Raw genomic sequence first — 17,357 nt, 5'->3', positions numbered from 1 at the left:
GTCTACGTCCCGTCGGCGGGGGCCTCGACCCGGCGGGGGCGCTCCGCTTTGCGGGCGTCGATCACCGGCACGCCGGGGGCGAACCGGGCGACCGCGGCGGCCAGGCCTCGGGCGCCGCCGACGCTGAACACGACCGAGCGGCCGATGGTCGCGTCGGGGAGGTGCGCGGGGAGTCCTTCCCGGGGATGCCCGCCGCCGAAGACCCCGAGCAGGTCGGGATCGGGTTCGATCACGAGGCTCTCGACGGTCGCCTTGCCCTTCGCGTCGAGCGGGGTCCGCGACTGCACGCCGAGCATGGTCACGCTGTAGGAGAAGTCGCGCCGGGCCATGGTCCGGTGCCACAGCACGAGCCGCTGGACCTCCGACCAGGGCAGGTCGAACTCGGGGGTCGCTCGGCGGCGGTGCAGGAACCGGTGCGCCTGCCGGTACAGCCGGACGCCGCGGGGGTCGAGCTCGGCCACGATCGCGCCCCGGAGCAGGAAGCAGCCGTTGACGATCGGCAGGGCCCCGAGCGCGAGGATCACCAGGAGCACCATTTCGGGCTCCTCGATCTCGGTGCCCTGCACGAACGCGGTCACCGTCCCCGCGAAGACGACGAGGGCCGGCAGCGCCGTGACCGCATCGCGCCAGTGGGGGCGGGCTCGCAGTCGGACCGGCGGCGCGGCCTGGGGATCTGACATGCGGTTTCCTTCTCGCGTTCAAGGGGTTCGGGGGTGCGATCACCGTACTCCGGCTTCGCGACCGGACCGGTGCGAGCGGTGCGGCGAACCCGGCCCGCGCCGGGGTCGGGGCGGCCCTGCGCGGTGAGAGCGGCCGAGGGCGCGGGGGTGGAATCCCTTGCGCCCTCGGCCTGTCCGCGGGCCGGTCAGGCCTCGTGCCGGTTGACGAGTTCGATGAGCTTGAGGACCAGGTCGACCAGGGCGCTGAAGGGGCTCACCAGCTGCTCGATCGCCTTGAGCTTCGAGCGGATGCGGCCGGCGGGCTTCATCTCCTCAAGGGACTCCTCGAGGTCGTCGAGGTTGTCCTTGATGACCGTGTAGCGGTCGCCGACGGTGCGCCGGTGCTCGTCGAGGCGCTCGCGCAGCTCGCCGACCAGCTCCAGCATCTCCTCGGTCAGCCGCTCCTCGGCGTGGGCGCGGTTGACGTACACGGACCCGCGGGAGTTCTCCCCGATGGCGCCGACGGTGGCGGAGGCGCCGTTCCCGATGGCGCCGGTCTGGACGTTGCCGCGGAACACGTAGCCCGAGGGGTCCTCGGTCTGCTCGTTCACCTTGTCGCTCATGGGGTTCCTTCTCTCACATGGTCGGTCGGAGGGTTCGGCGCGGTCACAGGCTTGCGCTCTGATCGTCGGGGCGGCCGTTCCAGCCCCGGTTGTTGATCACCACGCTGCCGCGCGCGTTGTCGCCCATCGCCCCGGTGACGGCCTGGGAGTGCGGGCCGACCACGCCGATGTACGTGGAGCCCGTGCCTCCCGCCAGCGGCCGTATCTCGGCGCTCTTGGGACGGGTCGAGGCTATGAGCGCCAGCGAGAACGCGGCGGCGTTGCGGGCGGCGAGGGGCTGGTGGAGCCGGTCGGCGGCCTTGGTCTTGCCCGCGAGGAGGTCCGAGACGCCGCGCACGACGGTGGCCTCGACGGCGCTCTTGCGCGAGGCGGCGGCCATGGCGCCGTAGCTCTCGGTGTCGATGGCCTGGGCGTCGCCGCTCTGGCGCCGGACGAGCTCGGCGGTCTCCGACTCGCGTCCGGTGACCACTTTGGATCCCGACGCGATCGGGCGGTGGTAGACGCGCGGGGGCGTCCCGGTGCCGAGGCGGCGGGACCAGGCCCGGTGCTCGACGAGCAGCTGCGCCTGCTGGTGAAGGGTGAAGGAGGTGGGCAGCGACTCGGGGCGCGAGCGCAGGCCCTCGTCGGTGTCCTGTCCGGACTCGTACCCGTAGACCTTGGTGGCGGCCACGACATCCCCGACCTGGGCGTCGCGCAGGCCGCCGGCGACGCCGCAGAGGATGAGCAGCTGCGGGCGCCAGGTCGAGAGGGCGTGCTCGACGGCGGCGGCCGCGCGCTCGTTGCCGCGCCCGGTCATGGCGAGCACGAGGTTCCAGTCGCCGTGGCGCCCTTCGAACTCGGCGGTGCGGTAGATGATGCCGTCGCGATCGTGCTCGGTGAGCTCGGTGCCGGAGAGGAGTTCGAGCACGGCTCGGCGTTCGACGTCGATGGGGGTGGCCAGGACTGCGATCGGGAGGTCGTTCATGGCGTCTCCGAGGGTGACTGCGGGTGTCGGTTCGTTTCGGGGAGTGAGGGTTCTGTCGGCTAGCCGACAAAACCTCGTCTATACTGTCCTCGTTTATTGTTTCTACGACAACAAGGAAAGCCTAGGACAGCGCCTCCTTATTGTCAAGTCATCAATAAGGGGGAACACGTTGGGCAACACTGCGAATCCGCACAGTTCCGTCGCGGCGGACGTGGCGATCCTGACCATCCGCGACGGGGCGCTCGCCGTGCTGCTCATCAGGCGCGGGAACCCGCCGTTCAAGGGGCGGCTCGCGCTCCCCGGCGGATTCCTCGAAGCCGACGAGACCCTCGAAGACGCGGCGGCGCGCGAGCTGAGCGAGGAGACCGGCGTGGCCGCCGGAGAGTTCCTGCTGCAGCACATCGGGGTGTACTCGGAGCCGGACCGCGATCCGCGCGAGCGGGTCGTCAGCGCGGCCTTCGCCGCGCTGGTGGCCGACGTGCCGCCGGACCACGCGGGCGGCGACGCCGCCGCGACCGAGTGGCTGCCGGTCGACCGGGCGCTCAAGGAGTCCCTGGCGTTCGACCACCTGCGCATCCTCCGCAAGGCGGTCGAGTACGCGCGCCGGGAACTGGAGTACTCGACGGCCGCGACGGCCTTCTGCGCCAAGGAGTTCACGGTCGCCGAACTGCGCCGCGTCTACGAGATCGTCTGGCAGACGAGACTGGACCCGGGGAACTTCCACCGCAAGGTGACGCGCGTCCCCGGGTTCCTGGAGCCGACCGGCAGGACCACCACCAAGGACGGCGGCCGTCCGGCGGCGCTGTACACCGCCGGCGAGCTGCGGCGGCTGCCGCTGCCGCTCTCCCCGGGGCGCTGAGGACCGGAGGGGACGCGGCCCGGATCGCGGACGCGGCGCGGGCCGGGAGCGGCATTGACCTACGCTGACCGACGGCGGGAAGGAACGGGGATGGCGCGAGCGTCCAGGACGCACGAGGTGGTCGAGCAGGTGCTCGACGCCATCATCGACGGCGCCATCCGCACCGGCGAGCCGCTGCCGCCGGAGGGCGTGCTCGCCGAGGAGCTGGGGGTCTCGCGGCTGACGCTGCGCGAGGCGGTGCGACTGCTCCAGGCCCAAGGGGTCATCGTGCAGGTGCCCGGCAGGCGGCACCGGGTCGCGCCGGTCGCGCAGTGGTCGGGGCTCGAGGCGGTGGTGCGGCACGCGCGCAGCGCGGGCGAGCGCGAGCGCTCGTCGCTGGAGCTGCTGGAAGTGCGGATGATGATCGAGACCGGCGCGGCGCAGCTCGCGGCGGTGCGGCGCTCCGAGGCCGATCTCGACGCGATGCGCCGGGAGGTCGAGCGGATGCAGGCCGCGCACGAGCGGACCGACGTGGACGCGTTCGTGGCGGCCGACCTCGAGTTCCACGAGGTGATCCTGCGGGCGGCGGACAACCGCATCCTGGTGGCGGCGCTGCTGCCGCTGACGGCGATGCTCGCCGAGACGCGCAGCGAGACGAGCGCGGTGTTCGAGATCCGCGAGCACGCGATCGCCGAGCACGAGGCGGTGGTCGCGGCGATCGAGTCGGGCGATCCGCTCGCGGCGCGCGACGCGATGGCGAGCCACATGGACCAGACCAGGGGCGACCTGGTCGAGTACGTGCACGCCCGCCGCTGAGCCGGCCGCCGCTGGACCCGCCGCCGTAAACCATCCCTACCCCCCACCCACCCGGGGAAAGGTAGTCCCCACCTTCCCGCGCGGGTGCGACAAGAACCGTGCCTCGCGGCGGCGTTGTCACCCGATCGTGTAGGGGACGGTCGGGGCGCGGGGCGCGGGGCGCGGGGCGCGGGGCGCGGGGCGCGGGGCGCGGGGCGCGGGGCGCGGGGCGCGGGGCGCGGGGCGCGGGGCGCGGGGCGCGGGGCGCGGGGCGCTCGGGCTGACCGGCCGATCCAGTCGGCGCCGAGCTGTCGAGCGGGCGGCGACCCGGTGCTCGGCCTGGTTCCACCGCCCCGGCGGGCGGGCTCCTTGACAATTCGGTTTCTCCGAGGCATCATGGCCGACGTTGGCTATCTGATATCTGATATCGGGTGGTCGAGACACCTGACCGTGGACGAAGGAGTTCCCGTGCGCATCGAGACGCTGACCGCATCCGTGCCCGCCCCTGCGGCGATCACCGCCGACGAAGTGCGGGCCGAGGCCGATCCGGACTCGGTCCTGGTCGTCCTCGACGACGACCCGACCGGCACCCAGTCCGTCGCCGGGCTCCCGGTCCTCACCCGCTGGGAGGCCAAGGACCTCGACTGGGCCCTCGCCACCGGCGCCCCCGCGGTCTACGTCCTCACCAACACCCGCTCCTTCGACGAGGCCACCGCCGCCGCCCGCAACCGCGAGGTCGTCGCCGTGGCCCTCGCCGCCGCCGAGCGCGCCGGCAAGCGCCTCACCTTCGTCTCCCGCTCCGACTCGACCCTGCGCGGCCACTTCCCGCTGGAGACCGACGTGCTCGCCGAGGCGATCGTCGCCCACGGCGGACGCGCGCCGATCCTCACGCTGCTCGTGCCCGCGTTCCCCGACGCGGGACGCATCACTGTGGACGGCGTCCACTACTGGGTCGTCGACGGGGAGGCCACTCCCGTCGGCGAGACGGCCTTCGCCCGGGACGCCACCTTCGGATTCCGCTCCTCCGATCTGCGCGAATGGGTCGAGGAGAAGACCGGCGGGCGCGTCGCGGCCGACCAGGTCGCCGCATTGACGCTCGACGTGATCCGCCGCGGCCCCGAAGCGGTCGCCGAAGCGCTCCGGCCGCTGGCGGCCGGGACGATCGTCGCCGTCGACGCGTTCGAGGAGACCGACCTGCGGAGCGTCGCGATCGCCCTGCACCGCATCGAGAAAGAGGGCATTGGATCGCTGCTTCGCGTCGGCCCGCCGTACGTGCGCGCCCACATCGGACAGGAGATCGCAGAACCGGTCGAGGCCGGCCGCATCGACTTCGCGCACGAGCGCGGCGGCCTGGTCGTGGTCGGCAGCCACGTGCCGCTCACCACCGCGCAGCTCGAGGCGCTCCGCGAAGCGCGACCCGACACCGCCACAGTCGAACTGGACGCGCGCAGCCTCATCGACGACCGCCGCGAATCGCACCTCGCCGAGCGGGCCGCCGCCGTCGCTCAGTCCCTTGAGGACGGTACCGTCATCGTCCACACCACGCGCGAACTCGTCACCGGCGCCACCGGTGAAGAGAGCCTCGACATCGCCCGCCGGGTCTCCGGCGGCGTGGTCGACCTCGTCGCCCGCGTGCTCGACCTCGCCCCGCCGCGGTTCGTGGTCGCCAAGGGCGGCATCACCTCCTCCGACGTGGCCTCCGAGGCGCTGCGCATCCGGCGCGCGACCGTCGTCGGGCCGATGCTCCCGGGCATCGTCTCCCTGTGGCGCCCCGAGACCGGCCCCGCCGTCGGCATCCCCTACGTCGTCTTCGCCGGCAACGTCGGCCGGGCCGACTCGCTCGCGGCGGTCGTCGCCACTCTCGAAGCCCGCGAGTAGCACCGCCCCCGACGCAAGAGTCCCCGGATCGGCCCCGCCCGGATCGATCCGTCCCGCAACAAAGTAAGGAACACCGTGACCAGCAACGTCGCTGTCGTCGGCCTCGGCGCCATGGGTCTGCCCATGGCCGCCCGGCTCGCCGAGCGCTTCACCGTCAGAGGCTTCGACATCGCCGCGGACCGGCTGGCCCTGGCCGCCGAACGCGGCGTCGCGCCCGCCGCCTCGGCCGCCGAGGCGGTCGCCGGAGCCGACGCGGTGCTCGTCGCCGTCCGCACCGGCGAGCAGCTCCACGGCCTGCTCTTCGGCGACGGCGGCCTCGCGCCGCACCTCGCGCCCGGCGCCGTCGTCGTCCTCACCAGCACCGTCGGCACCGACAGGATCGGCGCGATCGCCGCCGAACTCGCCGAGCACGGCGCCCGCCTGGTCGACGCCCCGCTCTCGGGCGGCCCCGTCCGCGCCGGCGAGGGCGACCTGCTCATCGTCGTCGGCGCCGAGCCCGCCGCACTCGCCCAGGCGATGCCGGTCCTCGAGCAGCTCGCCTCGACCCTCTCCGTCGTCGGCGACAAGCCCGGCGACGGGCAGGCCCTCAAGACCGTCAACCAGCTGCTGTGCGGCGTCCACATCGCCGCCGCCGCAGAGGCGCTCGCGCTCGCCGACGCCCTCGGGCTCAACCGGGAGCGCACGCTCGAAGCGCTCACCGCCGGGGCCGCGAACTCGTTCATGCTCGGCAACCGCGGCCCGCGCGCCCTCCAGGCCTACGACGAGGACGGCGCCGAAGTCCTCAGCCGCCTCGACATCTTCGTCAAGGACCTCGGCATCGTCGGCGCGGCCGCGCGCGGCGCCCACCTCGCCGCACCGGTCGCCGCCGCGGCCGAGCAGCTGTTCCTCATCGGCGAGGCCCAGGGCCTCGGCGCGCTCGACGACTCCGCGGTCATCCGCGTCGTCGCACCCGAGCGGCGCACACCGGTCGACGGCCCGCAGGCGCCGCCGAGAAGCGGCGCGTGACCATGACGTACACGCTGCCGCTCCCCGCGCTCATCCTCGTCGGACTCGCGGGCGTCGCCCTGCTCCTGCTGCTCATCATCAAGTTCAAGATGCAGGCGTTCTACGCCCTCATCGTCACCTCGATCCTCGTCGGCGTCGGCGCGGGCCTGCCGCTCACCACCGTCCCGGCCTCCGGCGGCGAACCCGAAAAACTCGGGGTCGTCCAGGCGATCATCGAGGGCGTCGGCGGGACCCTCGGGTCCGTCGCCGTCCTGGTCGCCCTCGGCTCCATGCTCGGCAAGATCATCGAGATCTCCGGCGGCGCCGAATCGCTCGCCGGGAAGTTCACGAGCTGGATGGGCCCCAAGCGGATCGGCGTGGCCCTCACGGCCGCCGCCGCGATCCTCGCGATCCCGGTCTTCTTCGACGCCGGGTTCATCATCCTCATCCCGATCGTCTACGCGTTCGCCAAGGCCGCGGGCGTCGACCCGATCAAGTTCGGGCTGCCGATCGCCGGGATCATGCTCGCCGTGCACGTGGCGGTCCCGCCGCACCCCGGGATCGTCGGCGGCGCCGCGATCCTCGGCGCCGACGTCGGATGGATCACGATCTTCTCGCTGCTCGTCTCGATCCCGCTCGCGGTCGTCGCCTACCTCCTCGCGAAGTGGTTCAACCGGCGCGAGTACTCGATGATCGAGGCCACCAAGGCCATGTTCGACGGCTTCGGCACCGAGGACGGGCCCCGCAACGGGACCATCGAGGACGGCGAGCGCGCGCCCGGCGCGGGCACCATCCTCGCGATCATCGTGCTGCCCTTGGCGCTCATCATGGTCGGCACGACCGTCGCGCCGCGGTTCGCGGAGGGGACCTTCTGGAACGGGTTCCTGTCGATGATCGGCCAGCCGATCTTCGCGCTCGCGGTCGCGATCGGCGTCGCCATGTACGCCCTCGGCGTCCGGCGCGGCTGGTCGGCCGCGAAACTCGGCGAGGTCATGGAGTCGGCGCTGCCCGCCGCGGCCGTCATCATCCTGGTGACCGGTGCGGGCGGCGGCTTCGGGAAAATCCTCACCGAGACCGGTATCGGTGCGGCCGTTGCCGACTCGCTCGCCTCGGCCGGCATCCCGGTGCTGCTCGCGGTCTTCCTCATCTCGCTCATCCTGCGCGCCGCGCAGGGCTCGGCCACGGTGGCGATCACGACCGCGTCGGGCCTCATGCTCCCGGCGGTCCAGGCCATGGGCCTCGACTCGGTGCACCTCGCGCTCGTGGCCCTCGCGATCGGCTACGGCGCCTTGGGGTTGAGCCACGTCAACGACTCGGGATTCTGGATCGTGACGCGGTACCTGGGGCTGTCGGTCAAGGACGGCCTGCGGGTGTGGACGCCGATGACGACGGCGCTGGGCCTGCTCGGGTTCCTCATCACGGCGGGGCTGTACGCCGCGATTCCTTGAGAGGTGTGAACGGCGAGCGGCCCGGGATCTCGGTTTCGGGCCGCTCGCCGTACCTCCTGAGGCGCCGCGCTTGCTAGATGAAGCGCCAGAGGTGGTCGGCGGCGCCGTTGTCGTCCCACATCACGACCTGCGCGCCCTGGGCGGTGGAGGCGTTCTGGACGCCGATCACCTTGCCGCCGTTGGCGCACTGGATGCGGAAGTAGCCGTCGTCGCCGTAGCGCAGGCGCCACCGGTGGTCGGCGGTGCCGTTGTCCGCCCACTGCACCACACGGGCGCCGTTCGCGGTGGAAGCGCCCTCGACGCCGAGGACCCTGCCGCTGTTGCCGTTGCGGAACCGGAGATAGCCGCCGGTGTCGACCACGGCCGACCACAGGTGGTCGGCGGTGCCGGTGTCGCCCCACTGGAGGACCAGGCCGCCGTCCGCTGTGGACATGTTCTGCACGCCGAGGACCATGCCGCTGCGCAGGTTCTGCACGCGCCGGGAACCGTCGGGCACGAAGCGCCAGCGGTTGTCCGCGGTGCCGTCGTCGGAGGTCTGCACCGCCTGGGCGCCCTGCGCGGTCGAGTTGCCCGCGATGCCCAGCAGCTTGCCGCTGTTGCCGTTGGCGATCTCGTGCGTCCCGTCGCCCTGGTCGGTGACGGTCCACAAGTGGTCGTCGGTGCCGGTGTCGCTCCACTGGAGGACCTGGGCGTTGTCGGCCGTCGACATGTCGCGGACGCCGAGCACCTTGCCGCTGTTGCCGTTGCGGAGCTTCACCGCCGCGCCGTCGACCACGACCTCCCAGACGTGGTCGGCCGTGCCGGTGTCGCCCCATTGCAGCGCCAGGCCGCCGTCGGCGGTCGACATGTCCTGGACGCCCAGGACCATGCCGCTGGAGGCGTTGACCAGCCGGTAGCCCGCCGGGGTATCCGTGCCGCCCTCGCCGGAGGCGTTCCAGTAGACGGTGTAGTTGTGGCCGTGGGCGTCGTAGAACGGGCCGAGGTTCACGTTGGCGCCGTTGGCGGTGGCGGTGAAGGTCAGCGCCGAAGTGCTGGTCCGCTGGATCGAGGCGACCTCCAGCGCCGGAAGGGCGTTCAGGGTCGTGTTCCCGTAGTTGCCGGAGAGGACCGCGGGCCCGTAGGTGATCGCCGAGACGTTCGCGTTGTCGTTGGCCGCGCGCATGACGACGCGCATCGGCAGCTTCACGGTGACGGTGTCGCCGGAGGCCCAGGTGCGCGTGAGGGCCGCGTACGTGCCGGGGGTCGTGTCGACCGACTGGACCTGGCCGTTGACGCTGATCTGCGCCCCCTGGGTCCAGGCGGGGATGCGGATGCGCATGGTCCAGGACCCGCCCGCCGAGCCCGACAGCGCGAGCGTCGTCGTGTCGCTCGCGGGGTAGGTCGTGGTCTGCGTGACGGTGACGCCCCGTTCGGACCAGGTGAGGACCGAGGGCGTGAACAGGTTGACCCACAACGTGGTCCCGTTGTAGGCGTAGACGGAGTCCATCAGCTTGGTGAAGGTCTCCAGGCCCGTGCCCTGGCAGCACCAGAACGAGTCGTAGTCGGTGCTCCACGTGCCGCCGCCCCAGGCGGGGCCGACCCCGCGGCGCCCGCCGGGGCGCAGCGGCGTGAAGTAGGTGATGTGACCGTGAGCGCTGCCCGGGTCCTGCCAGCCGATGAGGTGGTTGAGCAGCGCGCGCTCGTAGTAGTCGAAGTACGCGGCGTTCTCCGGTTCGAGCAGCCACAGCTCGCGGGTGAGCTTGAGCATGTTGTAGGTGTTGCAGCCCTCGCACGTGTCGTTGGTGAGGAACGAGGCGATGGCGTCGGGCGCGCGGAAGTGCTCGGCCTGGCTGTTGCCGCCGATCGCGTAGGTGTGCGCGCCGACCACGATGTCCCAGGCGTTCGACGCGATGTCGCGGTACCGGGTCGTGCCGGTGGCCTTGTACTCGCGGGCCGCGCCGATCCACTTGGGCACCTGGGTGTTCGCGTGCAGGCCGTTGAGGCGGTCGGTGCCCGCGGCGAGCGGGTCGAAGACGGCGGCGTGGTCGAACCGCTGCGCGGCCGTCAGCCAGCGGGCGGTGCCCGACTGCTGGTAGATGTCGGTCAGGACGGCGTTCATGCCGCCGAACTCGGTGCGCAGCACCGTCTGCATCTGGGAGGAGCTGAGGCGGGCGGTGCGCCAGTCGACCCAGCCGGCGAAGGCCAGGAGCACGTCGCGGGCCTGTGTCGAGCCGATGAGGCGCCACACGTCGAGCAGGCCGGCGAGGGTCTTGTGCAGGGCGTACCAGGGGACGTTGCCGTTGCTGAGGGTCCCGCCTTCGAGGGCGGTGAACTCCGATTCGGGGAAGCCGGAGAGGTAGCCGGTGTTGAAGCCCCTGGCGGCGTTGTTCGCCTGGCACTTGGCGAGTTCGGCGACCATGTAGTTCGCCTTGTCGCGGGAGTTGGTGTCCCCCAGCACGGCCCAGGCTTGGGCCCACGCCGTGAGGAAGTGCCCCTGGGAGTGGGTGCGGAAGGGGAAGTTCGGGGCCTCCCAGCCGCCGGTCGCGGCGGCGCCCCCTGTGGACAGTCCGTGGTTGGCGCGGAAGTTGTAGAGGAGGCGGTCGACGTTGACCGACTGGAGGTAGGAGAGGGTGCGGGACTGGTTCGACATCCAGCGTCCGCTGGTCAGGCGCACTTTGCCGAGGTCGAACGGGTGGGCCGCGACGCCCTGGTCGGGGCGCGCGGGGGCCAGTGCCGCATGGGCGGCTCCACCGCCGATGCCGGGTGCGGCGGTGAGGAGGGCTGCGGCCCCCGCGGCCTGGAAGAGCCTGCGGCGGTTGACGGATACGGATCTCACGGGTGCTCCTTGCTGAACTGGGCGCCGGTGAGGGCGGGCGCCCATAGTCCTAATAGGTCAATTGGAAGGTGGCGTCGGCGCGGTCGGCCGCGGTGCTCACGGGATCGATGCGGAGCACGAAACCGGAGTGGCGCAGGTACCGCGTCGGGTGGTTGTGGGAGGTGAACGAGGCCCACGCGCCGTCGGCGAGGCCGGCGGTGCGGTGGAAGGTGGCGTCCTGCGCGAACTGCGCCGTGCCGTCGTTCGCGACCAGGTTGACCGCGTAGTTGACGTGCCGCAGGTAGCGGCCGGGGTAGTTCACGGATTCGAACGAGACGCCCGCGGCGTCGGCGAGCCCGGGGCGCAGGCGCCACTGCTGGTCGGCCGGGGGCTCCATCGGGAACGGGTCGATCCGGCCGACGTTGCCGGCGTGCCGGACGAAGCGGCCCGGGTAGTTGTAGGACTTGAGCCGGTTCCATTGCGGTGCGCCCCAGCGGGTCACGAGCGCCGCGCGTTCGGCCTCGGTGATCGGGACGATCGAGGCGTGCTTGCTGCTGATCGGCGCGGTGTAGCCGCGCTGGTCGAGCGCCGACCACGAGTTCCCGGCGATGTTCGAGGACTGCCAGGCGTAGAAGACGGCGTTGTCGGGCGAGAACGAGTCGCCCCAGAGCCAGAACGTGTTGCCCGCGTAGGACTTCACGAGGATCGGCGCCTCGATCGCGCTCCCCTGGCGCAGGCCCGAGGTGAGCGTGGTGAAGGTGTTCGGCTGTCCTGTGGTGGAGCGCGAGACGTACAGGTTGCCGTCGGCCATGTTCTTGTAGGCCAGGTAGAAGGCGCCGTCGTGGACCAGGACGTCGCCGTCGAGGACGTTGAAGCCGGGGTCGAAGAAGACCTGCGCGGCGCCCATGTTCACGAAGTCGGCGGTGTAGTTGACCAGGAGCACGTCGCGGGTGCCGTTGTAGGCGGAGTAGACGACGGCGTACCGGCTCCGCGAGGGGTCCCAGAACGCGGTCGGGGCCCACGAGTGGGTGGCCGTGTCGTGCAGCTTGACGCGCCGGTAGCCGGTGAAGCTGCGCAGGTCGGCGGAGTCCCACACGTGGATGTACTGGTTGTCGAGATTGAAGACCCGTCCCTTGAGGTCGGTCGCGAGGACGGCGAAGGCGCCGTTCCGCTTGCGCAGGAGGAACGGGTCGCGCAGGCCCTGCATACCCGCGGTCGGGGTGGCGACGGGCTGGTTCTGGTTGAGCGGAGTCCATTGGAGACCGTTGGCGCTGACGGCCAGGTGCAGGGCGTAGCTGTCGTCGGTGAGGTTCGGGGACTCCTTGAAGTACGCCATGGCGTAGGCGGCGTTCGACTGCGCGGAAGCCGGGACCGCGAAGGCGAGGGGAGCCGCGGCCGCGGCGGCCGCGGTCGTCAGGAGGCGTCGTCGAGAGAGCACGAGCGGGCCTTTCGGTGAGGGAGGGACCGGGCCGCCCGGAGGCGGCCCGGATCGGGTCAGGTCGTGACGCGGAAGGTGGCGTCCGATCGTTCCGTGGCGGTGCTGACGGGATCGAGCCGCAGGCTGTAGCCGTAGTGGCGGATGTAGCGGGTCGGGAAGTTGTAGGAGGTGAACGAGCTCCACGAGGAGTCCGCGAGCCCGGCCACCCGGTTGAAGGTCGCGTCGGCGTTGAACGTGCCGCCGGATTCGCGGGGCGCGAGCACGAAGTCGTAGTCGACGTGGCGCAGGAAGTGGCCGGGGAAGTTCACCGATTCGAACGACACGGCGCCGGAGGAGGCCAGGCCGGGCACGAGCCGGAACTGGGCGTCCGCGCCGGGGCTGACGCCGGCTTCGATGCGCACGTCCATGTTGTAGTGGCGCACGTAGCGGTCCTGGAAGTTGTGGGACTGGAGCCGGTTGAACACCGGGCTCTGGTAGCGCGCGAGGACCCGGGAGCGCTCGGCGGCGGTGAGGTTGAGGATGAAGCCGTGGCGCTTGAGGTTCGAGCCGAGGCCGTAGCCGGTGACCTTGCGGTAGCCCGAGACGCTCGCGGGGTTGGTGGTGAGGACGGGCATGTAGCCGCGGCCGGTGGCGTACTGGTCGAGCCACAGCGCCCATTCGTTGCGGTCGTTGAACTTCGCCCACATGGGGCCTTCGACGCCGCTGCCGGTGAGGTTCGCGAGGTCGCCGAGGCGGGTCCAGGTGCCGGTGAGCGAGTTCGACCCCTCGATGACGATCTGGGTGGCCTTGGAGGCGCGGTAGTAGCGCCAGCCGCCGGTGTTGGCCTCGATGATCTGGGTGTCGATGATGCCTTCGGTGCCGGCCGGGTTGACGTAGACCTGCGGGGTGGAGATCGAGCGGAAGTCCGAGGTGCGGGCCGCCCAGATGCGGTGCTTCTTGATGCCGTTCAGCGTGGAGTTGGTGGCCCAGTAGAGCAGGAAGTTCCCGGCGGCGGCGTCCCAGATGGCCTCGGGGGCCCAGGCGCAGCCCGCGTCGCCGATCGAGTTGGCGACGCCGAGCAGCCACGGGATCGACCAGTTGACGAGGTCGGTGGACTCCCACACGACGAGCGAGCGGCTGCCGCTGTTGGCGGCGTCGCCCCAGGACGTGCCGGATCCGATGTGGAGGTCGGTGGCGACGATCCAGTAGCGGTTCCCGGCGGGGTTGCGCACGATGATGTGGTCGCGCACCCCCTTGGTGCCGAGGGGGGTGCGCAGGACGATCTGGCCGCGGTTGAGGTCGGTCCAGTTGAGGCCGTTGTCGGAGTGGGCGAGGTAGGTCTGCTCGCCGCCGGAGCCCTCGCCGATGAAGTGGGCCATGAGGTAGCTGGTGTAGGCGGTCTGGGCCGACGCCGGTGCCGGAACGGCGGCGGCCAGGGGTACGGCGGCGGCCGCGGCGATGAGGCCGCGGCGCGACAGGCGTGCGGAACGGGGGTTCGAAGACATGGTCACTCCGTGAGAGACGAGGAGCCGAAAAGCGTGATGTGAACAGTAACATCACGTATCGATGTAGTCAATATCTTCGATATCCAACGAGAGGCGACAACGACGGCGGCCCCCGTCCGGTCCGGACGGGGGCCGCTGAACAGGCGATCAGGGGGTCTCGCGGACCCACACGGCCATGGTGCCCTTGCCGCGGTTGGCCCACGCGAAGTACGGCACGGTGCGGATCTCGGTGGGGCGCACGGGGGTCGATCCGGTGCGGTAGAGCCCGCCGTCGGCGGGTTCGTCCACGAGGCCGGCGACGGTGATCCGGTCGAGCCCGTCGCGGTGCTCGGCGACGGGCTCGCCGCCGCGGCCGATCACCAGGTGCGGCACCGGGGCCTCGTTGTCGACCTCCTCGACGCAGTGCACGATCGGTCCCTTCTGGAGGGCCACCTTGCCGTGGGCGGCGCCCACGCGGGCGTCGGCGCGGACCGCGACCGGGTGCATCGGCAGCGAGAGAGCGACGCGGTCGCCCGGCTCCCACGTGCGGTCGACGACGGCGTAGCCGCGGTCGACCGCGAAGGGCACGGCCGCGCCGTTGACGGTGACGGAGGGCTCGGCCGAGGTCCACTCGGGCAGCCGCAGGCGCAGCGGCACCCGCAGGGCCGCTTCGGGTTCGACGGTGATGCGCACGTCGCCGTCCCAGGGGTACGCCGACTCCTGGTTCAGGAGCACCCGCTTGCCCCCATACTCGAAGCGGGCCCATCCGGCGACGTACAGGTTCACCGTCGGGCCCGCCTCGTCCGCGACGTAGACGTACTCCTCGAGCGAGGTCAGCAGCCGCGCCAGGTTGGGCGGGCAGCAGGCGCAGTCGAACCAGTCGCTGCGCTCGACCGAGCCGTCGCTGGCGAGCGGGTTGCCGTAGAAGTACTTGGTGCCGTCGGCCGAGGCGCCGGAGAGCACACCGTTGTACAGGGCGCGCTCCAGTACGTCCACATAGGTCGATTCGCCGGTCAGGAGCATCATGCGGTGGGCCCAGAAGACCAGGCCGATCGCCGCGCAGGTCTCGGCGTAGCCGTCCTTGTCGGGCAGGTGGAAGGCCGGGCCGAAGCCCTCGATGGACGGGTCGGCGCCGATGCCGCCGGTGATGTAGAGCTTCGTGTCGACCAGGTCGCGCCACAGCCGCTCGCAGGCCTCCCGCAGCCCCGCGTCGCCCAGTTCGAGCGCGAGATCGGCCATGGCCGCGTACTGGTACATCGCGCGCACCGAGTGGCCCACGGCCTCGGTCTGCTCGCGCACCGGCGCGTGCGACTGGTTGTACTCGCGCGAGCGCTTGTCGGAGCGCACGACCGCGCCCTGCCCGCCGAAGTAGCCCGGGGTGCCGCGCCGCCGCGCCTCCTCGTCGAAGTAGAACGGGGCCTTGCCGCGGTTGTCGATCAGGCGCAGCGACAAGTCGAGGTAGCGGCGTTCCCCGGTGGCGCGGAACAGCTTCACGAGGGCGAGCTCGATCTCCTGGTGGCCGCAGTAGCCGCCCTCGCAGGAGCCTCCGGGTCCGAACTCGCGGTCGATGAGGTCGGCGTAGCGGCGCACGACGTCGAGGAGGGAGGTCTTGCCGGTGGCCTGGAAGTGGGCTACGCCCGCCTCGATGAGGTGGCCGGCGCAGTACAGCTCGTGCGCGTCCCGCAGGTCGGTGAAGCGGCCCTCGGGCTTGATCGCGGTGAAGTACGCGTTGAGGTAGCCGTCCTCCTGCTGGGCGCCCGCGAGCAGCGCGACCGCCTCGTCCACGGCCGCGTCGAGCTTCGGGTCGGACTCGGAGGCGAGCGCGTAGCTGGCGGCCTCGATCCACTTGGCGACGTCGGACTCCCAGAAGATCGGGAAGCGCTCGCGGTCGTCGTCGGGGTCCGGGCGCCACTCGAAGCGCAGGGCCGCGAACTGGCCGCCCTCGCGCAGGCGGTCCTCTTGGTGCGGAATGGTCTTGGCGCGCACGGTCGCCCGGCGCGGCGACCAGAACTCGTCGGCGATCGCCACGTCGGGGATCGGGAGGGAGGACCGGTGGGGCTGGGTCATGGACGGTTCCTTACGGGCTTCGGCGGACTGGCGCGAACCCTCAGTAATTTACCGATACATAACGCGTTCGCCAAACCCTCGTCCCGACCCGCGGTCCCCGGAGGCCCTGCCGCCTCCGGAGACCGGTCCTCGGTCAGACGCCGAGCCAGGACTGCGGCCCGGCGTAGGTGTCGAGCAGGGCAGGGAGCCCGCTCGCCGGGTCGAGCGTGTAGCTGTAGTAGTCCGACGGGTTGAAGGCCGAACCGCGGGTCGCCTGGTCGCCGGTGCAGTCGACGCAGATGCTGCCGCTCTGGCGCAGCTGCGCGTTCGCGTCCGGGTAGTACGGGTCGTTGACGTTGTCGAAGTAGGAGTTCTCCAGCACCATCCTGGTGCTGCCGCGCGCGTAGTTGCCGTACCCCGAGACGTCCTGGAGGTGGTTGTTGTACAGGTGCGCGAGGGCGACGTTGTCGGTGCTGGGGTTGCGCTGATCGGTGCCGTGGATCCAGTTGTGGTGGATGGTCATCCGCGCGGTGACGTTCTCCGTCCACCCGATGCCGAACGACTTGTTGTTGGGGCCCAGCTCGTTCCACGAGACGGTGAGGTTCGTGGTGTCCTTGCGCGAGTCGATGAGGCCGTCGTTCATGTTGTAGATGCGGTTGTGGTCGATCCAGACGTTGCTGGCGGTGTCCATCTGGATGCCGTCGTAGTCGTACGCGTCGTCGCCGGGGTCGTCGTCGGCCATGAGCGTGTCGCGGATCGTCAGGTTGCGGATGATGACGTTGCTGGTGCCCGCGCCGAGGAAGAATCCGCCGCCGACGATCTGGCCGGAGGTCCCGACGCCGATGATGGTCTTGTTCGAGCCGACGCGGATCTCTTTGCCCTTGGGGCTGATGTTGATCGCGGCCGCGACCTTGATGACGTAGGCGCCCGAGGCGTTGGCGTAGCTCTCGAGGGCGGCCTGGTCGGTGACGGTGACGGTGGTGCCGCCCTGGCCGCCGGTGGTGCCTTGGCCGAATCCCACGAGGGCGTCGACGCCGGCGGGGGCGCCGCCGGCCTTGACGAGCTTCCACTGCTGGTTGACCGCGCCGGTGGGCGTGTACTGGGAGACCCTGGCGCCCTTGACGGTCGACCACTCCCAGAGGTCGAGGGCCTTGCCGGTGGCGCGGTTGACGAACGTGGCGTAGCCGCCGCTCTCGGTGACGCGCCACTGCTGGTTCGTGGAGTTCGCGTCGCCCCACTGCTGGACCAGCGCGCCGTCGGCGGTGCTGCCGGAGGCGACGTCGACGACCTTATTGGAGTGCCGGGCCTGAATACGGTAGTAGCCGTCGCCTGAGTCGAGGAAGCGGAACTGCTGGTCGGTGGAGCCGTTCGCGTTCCATTGGACGAGTTCGGCGCCGTTGGCGGTCGAGGCGGCCCGGATGCCGAGC

The 17,357-nt window shown here is 71.3% G+C and carries 13 protein-coding genes; 5 read left to right on the top strand and 8 right to left on the bottom strand.

The features are described 5' to 3' along the window. Positions 1-2: 2 nt before the first annotated feature. The 3 genes from BLQ63_RS22920 to BLQ63_RS22910 form a co-directional block, all read right to left on the bottom strand. The gene (locus tag BLQ63_RS22920; RefSeq protein ID WP_091039860.1) at positions 3-680 is read right to left on the bottom strand and encodes a hypothetical protein; all 678 of its coding nucleotides are present in this window, start codon (positions 678-680) and stop codon (positions 3-5) included. A 185-nt stretch (positions 681-865) separates the two neighbouring features. Continuing rightward, complete coding sequence (locus BLQ63_RS22915; RefSeq protein ID WP_091039859.1) at positions 866-1,282, bottom strand: hypothetical protein; 417 nt, start codon at positions 1,280-1,282, stop codon at positions 866-868. A 43-nt stretch (positions 1,283-1,325) separates the two neighbouring features. Then, positions 1,326-2,246, bottom strand: coding sequence for a 5'-methylthioadenosine/S-adenosylhomocysteine nucleosidase family protein (locus tag BLQ63_RS22910; RefSeq protein WP_091039858.1), 921 nt, complete (start codon positions 2,244-2,246; stop codon positions 1,326-1,328). 169 nt (positions 2,247-2,415) lie between these two features. Here BLQ63_RS22910 and BLQ63_RS22905 point away from each other — a divergent pair, with 169 nt between their 5' ends. From BLQ63_RS22905 to BLQ63_RS22885, 5 genes are all read left to right on the top strand, one after another. Beyond that, on the top strand, positions 2,416-3,105 hold the full coding sequence (locus BLQ63_RS22905; protein ID WP_281188136.1) for an NUDIX hydrolase: 690 nt from the start codon (positions 2,416-2,418) through the stop codon (positions 3,103-3,105). 90 nt (positions 3,106-3,195) lie between these two features. After that, complete coding sequence (locus BLQ63_RS22900) at positions 3,196-3,900, top strand: FadR/GntR family transcriptional regulator (protein ID WP_091039857.1); 705 nt, start codon at positions 3,196-3,198, stop codon at positions 3,898-3,900. Between the two features lie 447 nt (positions 3,901-4,347). Then, the gene (locus tag BLQ63_RS22895; protein WP_218125452.1) at positions 4,348-5,757 is read left to right on the top strand and encodes a four-carbon acid sugar kinase family protein; all 1,410 of its coding nucleotides are present in this window, start codon (positions 4,348-4,350) and stop codon (positions 5,755-5,757) included. A gap of 75 nt (positions 5,758-5,832) precedes the next feature. Continuing rightward, positions 5,833-6,762, top strand: a complete 930-nt coding sequence (locus BLQ63_RS22890; protein WP_091039855.1) for an NAD(P)-dependent oxidoreductase — start codon at positions 5,833-5,835, stop codon at positions 6,760-6,762. 2 nt (positions 6,763-6,764) lie between these two features. Beyond that, on the top strand, positions 6,765-8,189 hold the full coding sequence (locus tag BLQ63_RS22885; RefSeq protein WP_177155075.1) for a GntP family transporter: 1,425 nt from the start codon (positions 6,765-6,767) through the stop codon (positions 8,187-8,189). A 73-nt stretch (positions 8,190-8,262) separates the two neighbouring features. On the opposite strand, the gene BLQ63_RS22880 is transcribed toward BLQ63_RS22885, so the two are convergent. The 5 genes from BLQ63_RS22880 to BLQ63_RS22860 all read right to left on the bottom strand — a co-directional run. After that, positions 8,263-11,004, bottom strand: a complete 2,742-nt coding sequence (locus BLQ63_RS22880; RefSeq protein ID WP_218125451.1) for a beta-L-arabinofuranosidase domain-containing protein — start codon at positions 11,002-11,004, stop codon at positions 8,263-8,265. 49 nt (positions 11,005-11,053) lie between these two features. After that, a complete protein-coding gene (locus tag BLQ63_RS22875) occupies positions 11,054-12,421 on the bottom strand; it encodes a glycoside hydrolase family 43 protein (RefSeq protein WP_218125450.1) in 1,368 nt (455 codons plus the stop codon). A 56-nt stretch (positions 12,422-12,477) separates the two neighbouring features. Continuing rightward, complete coding sequence (locus tag BLQ63_RS22870) at positions 12,478-13,905, bottom strand: glycoside hydrolase family 43 protein (protein WP_091039853.1); 1,428 nt, start codon at positions 13,903-13,905, stop codon at positions 12,478-12,480. 147 nt (positions 13,906-14,052) lie between these two features. Beyond that, positions 14,053-15,951: a glycoside hydrolase family 127 protein gene (locus BLQ63_RS22865; protein ID WP_091039852.1), complete on the bottom strand. Its 1,899-nt coding sequence runs from the start codon at positions 15,949-15,951 to the stop codon at positions 14,053-14,055. A 133-nt stretch (positions 15,952-16,084) separates the two neighbouring features. Continuing rightward, positions 16,085-17,357: RICIN domain-containing protein (locus BLQ63_RS22860; protein WP_091039851.1), on the bottom strand; the 1,273-nt coding region annotated here is incomplete at its 5' end.

It is taken from the genome of Glycomyces harbinensis (assembly GCF_900101745.1).
Classification (GTDB): Bacteria; Actinomycetota; Actinomycetes; order Mycobacteriales; family Micromonosporaceae; genus Glycomyces; species Glycomyces harbinensis.
This window is presented reverse-complemented; position numbering and strand designations above follow the sequence as displayed.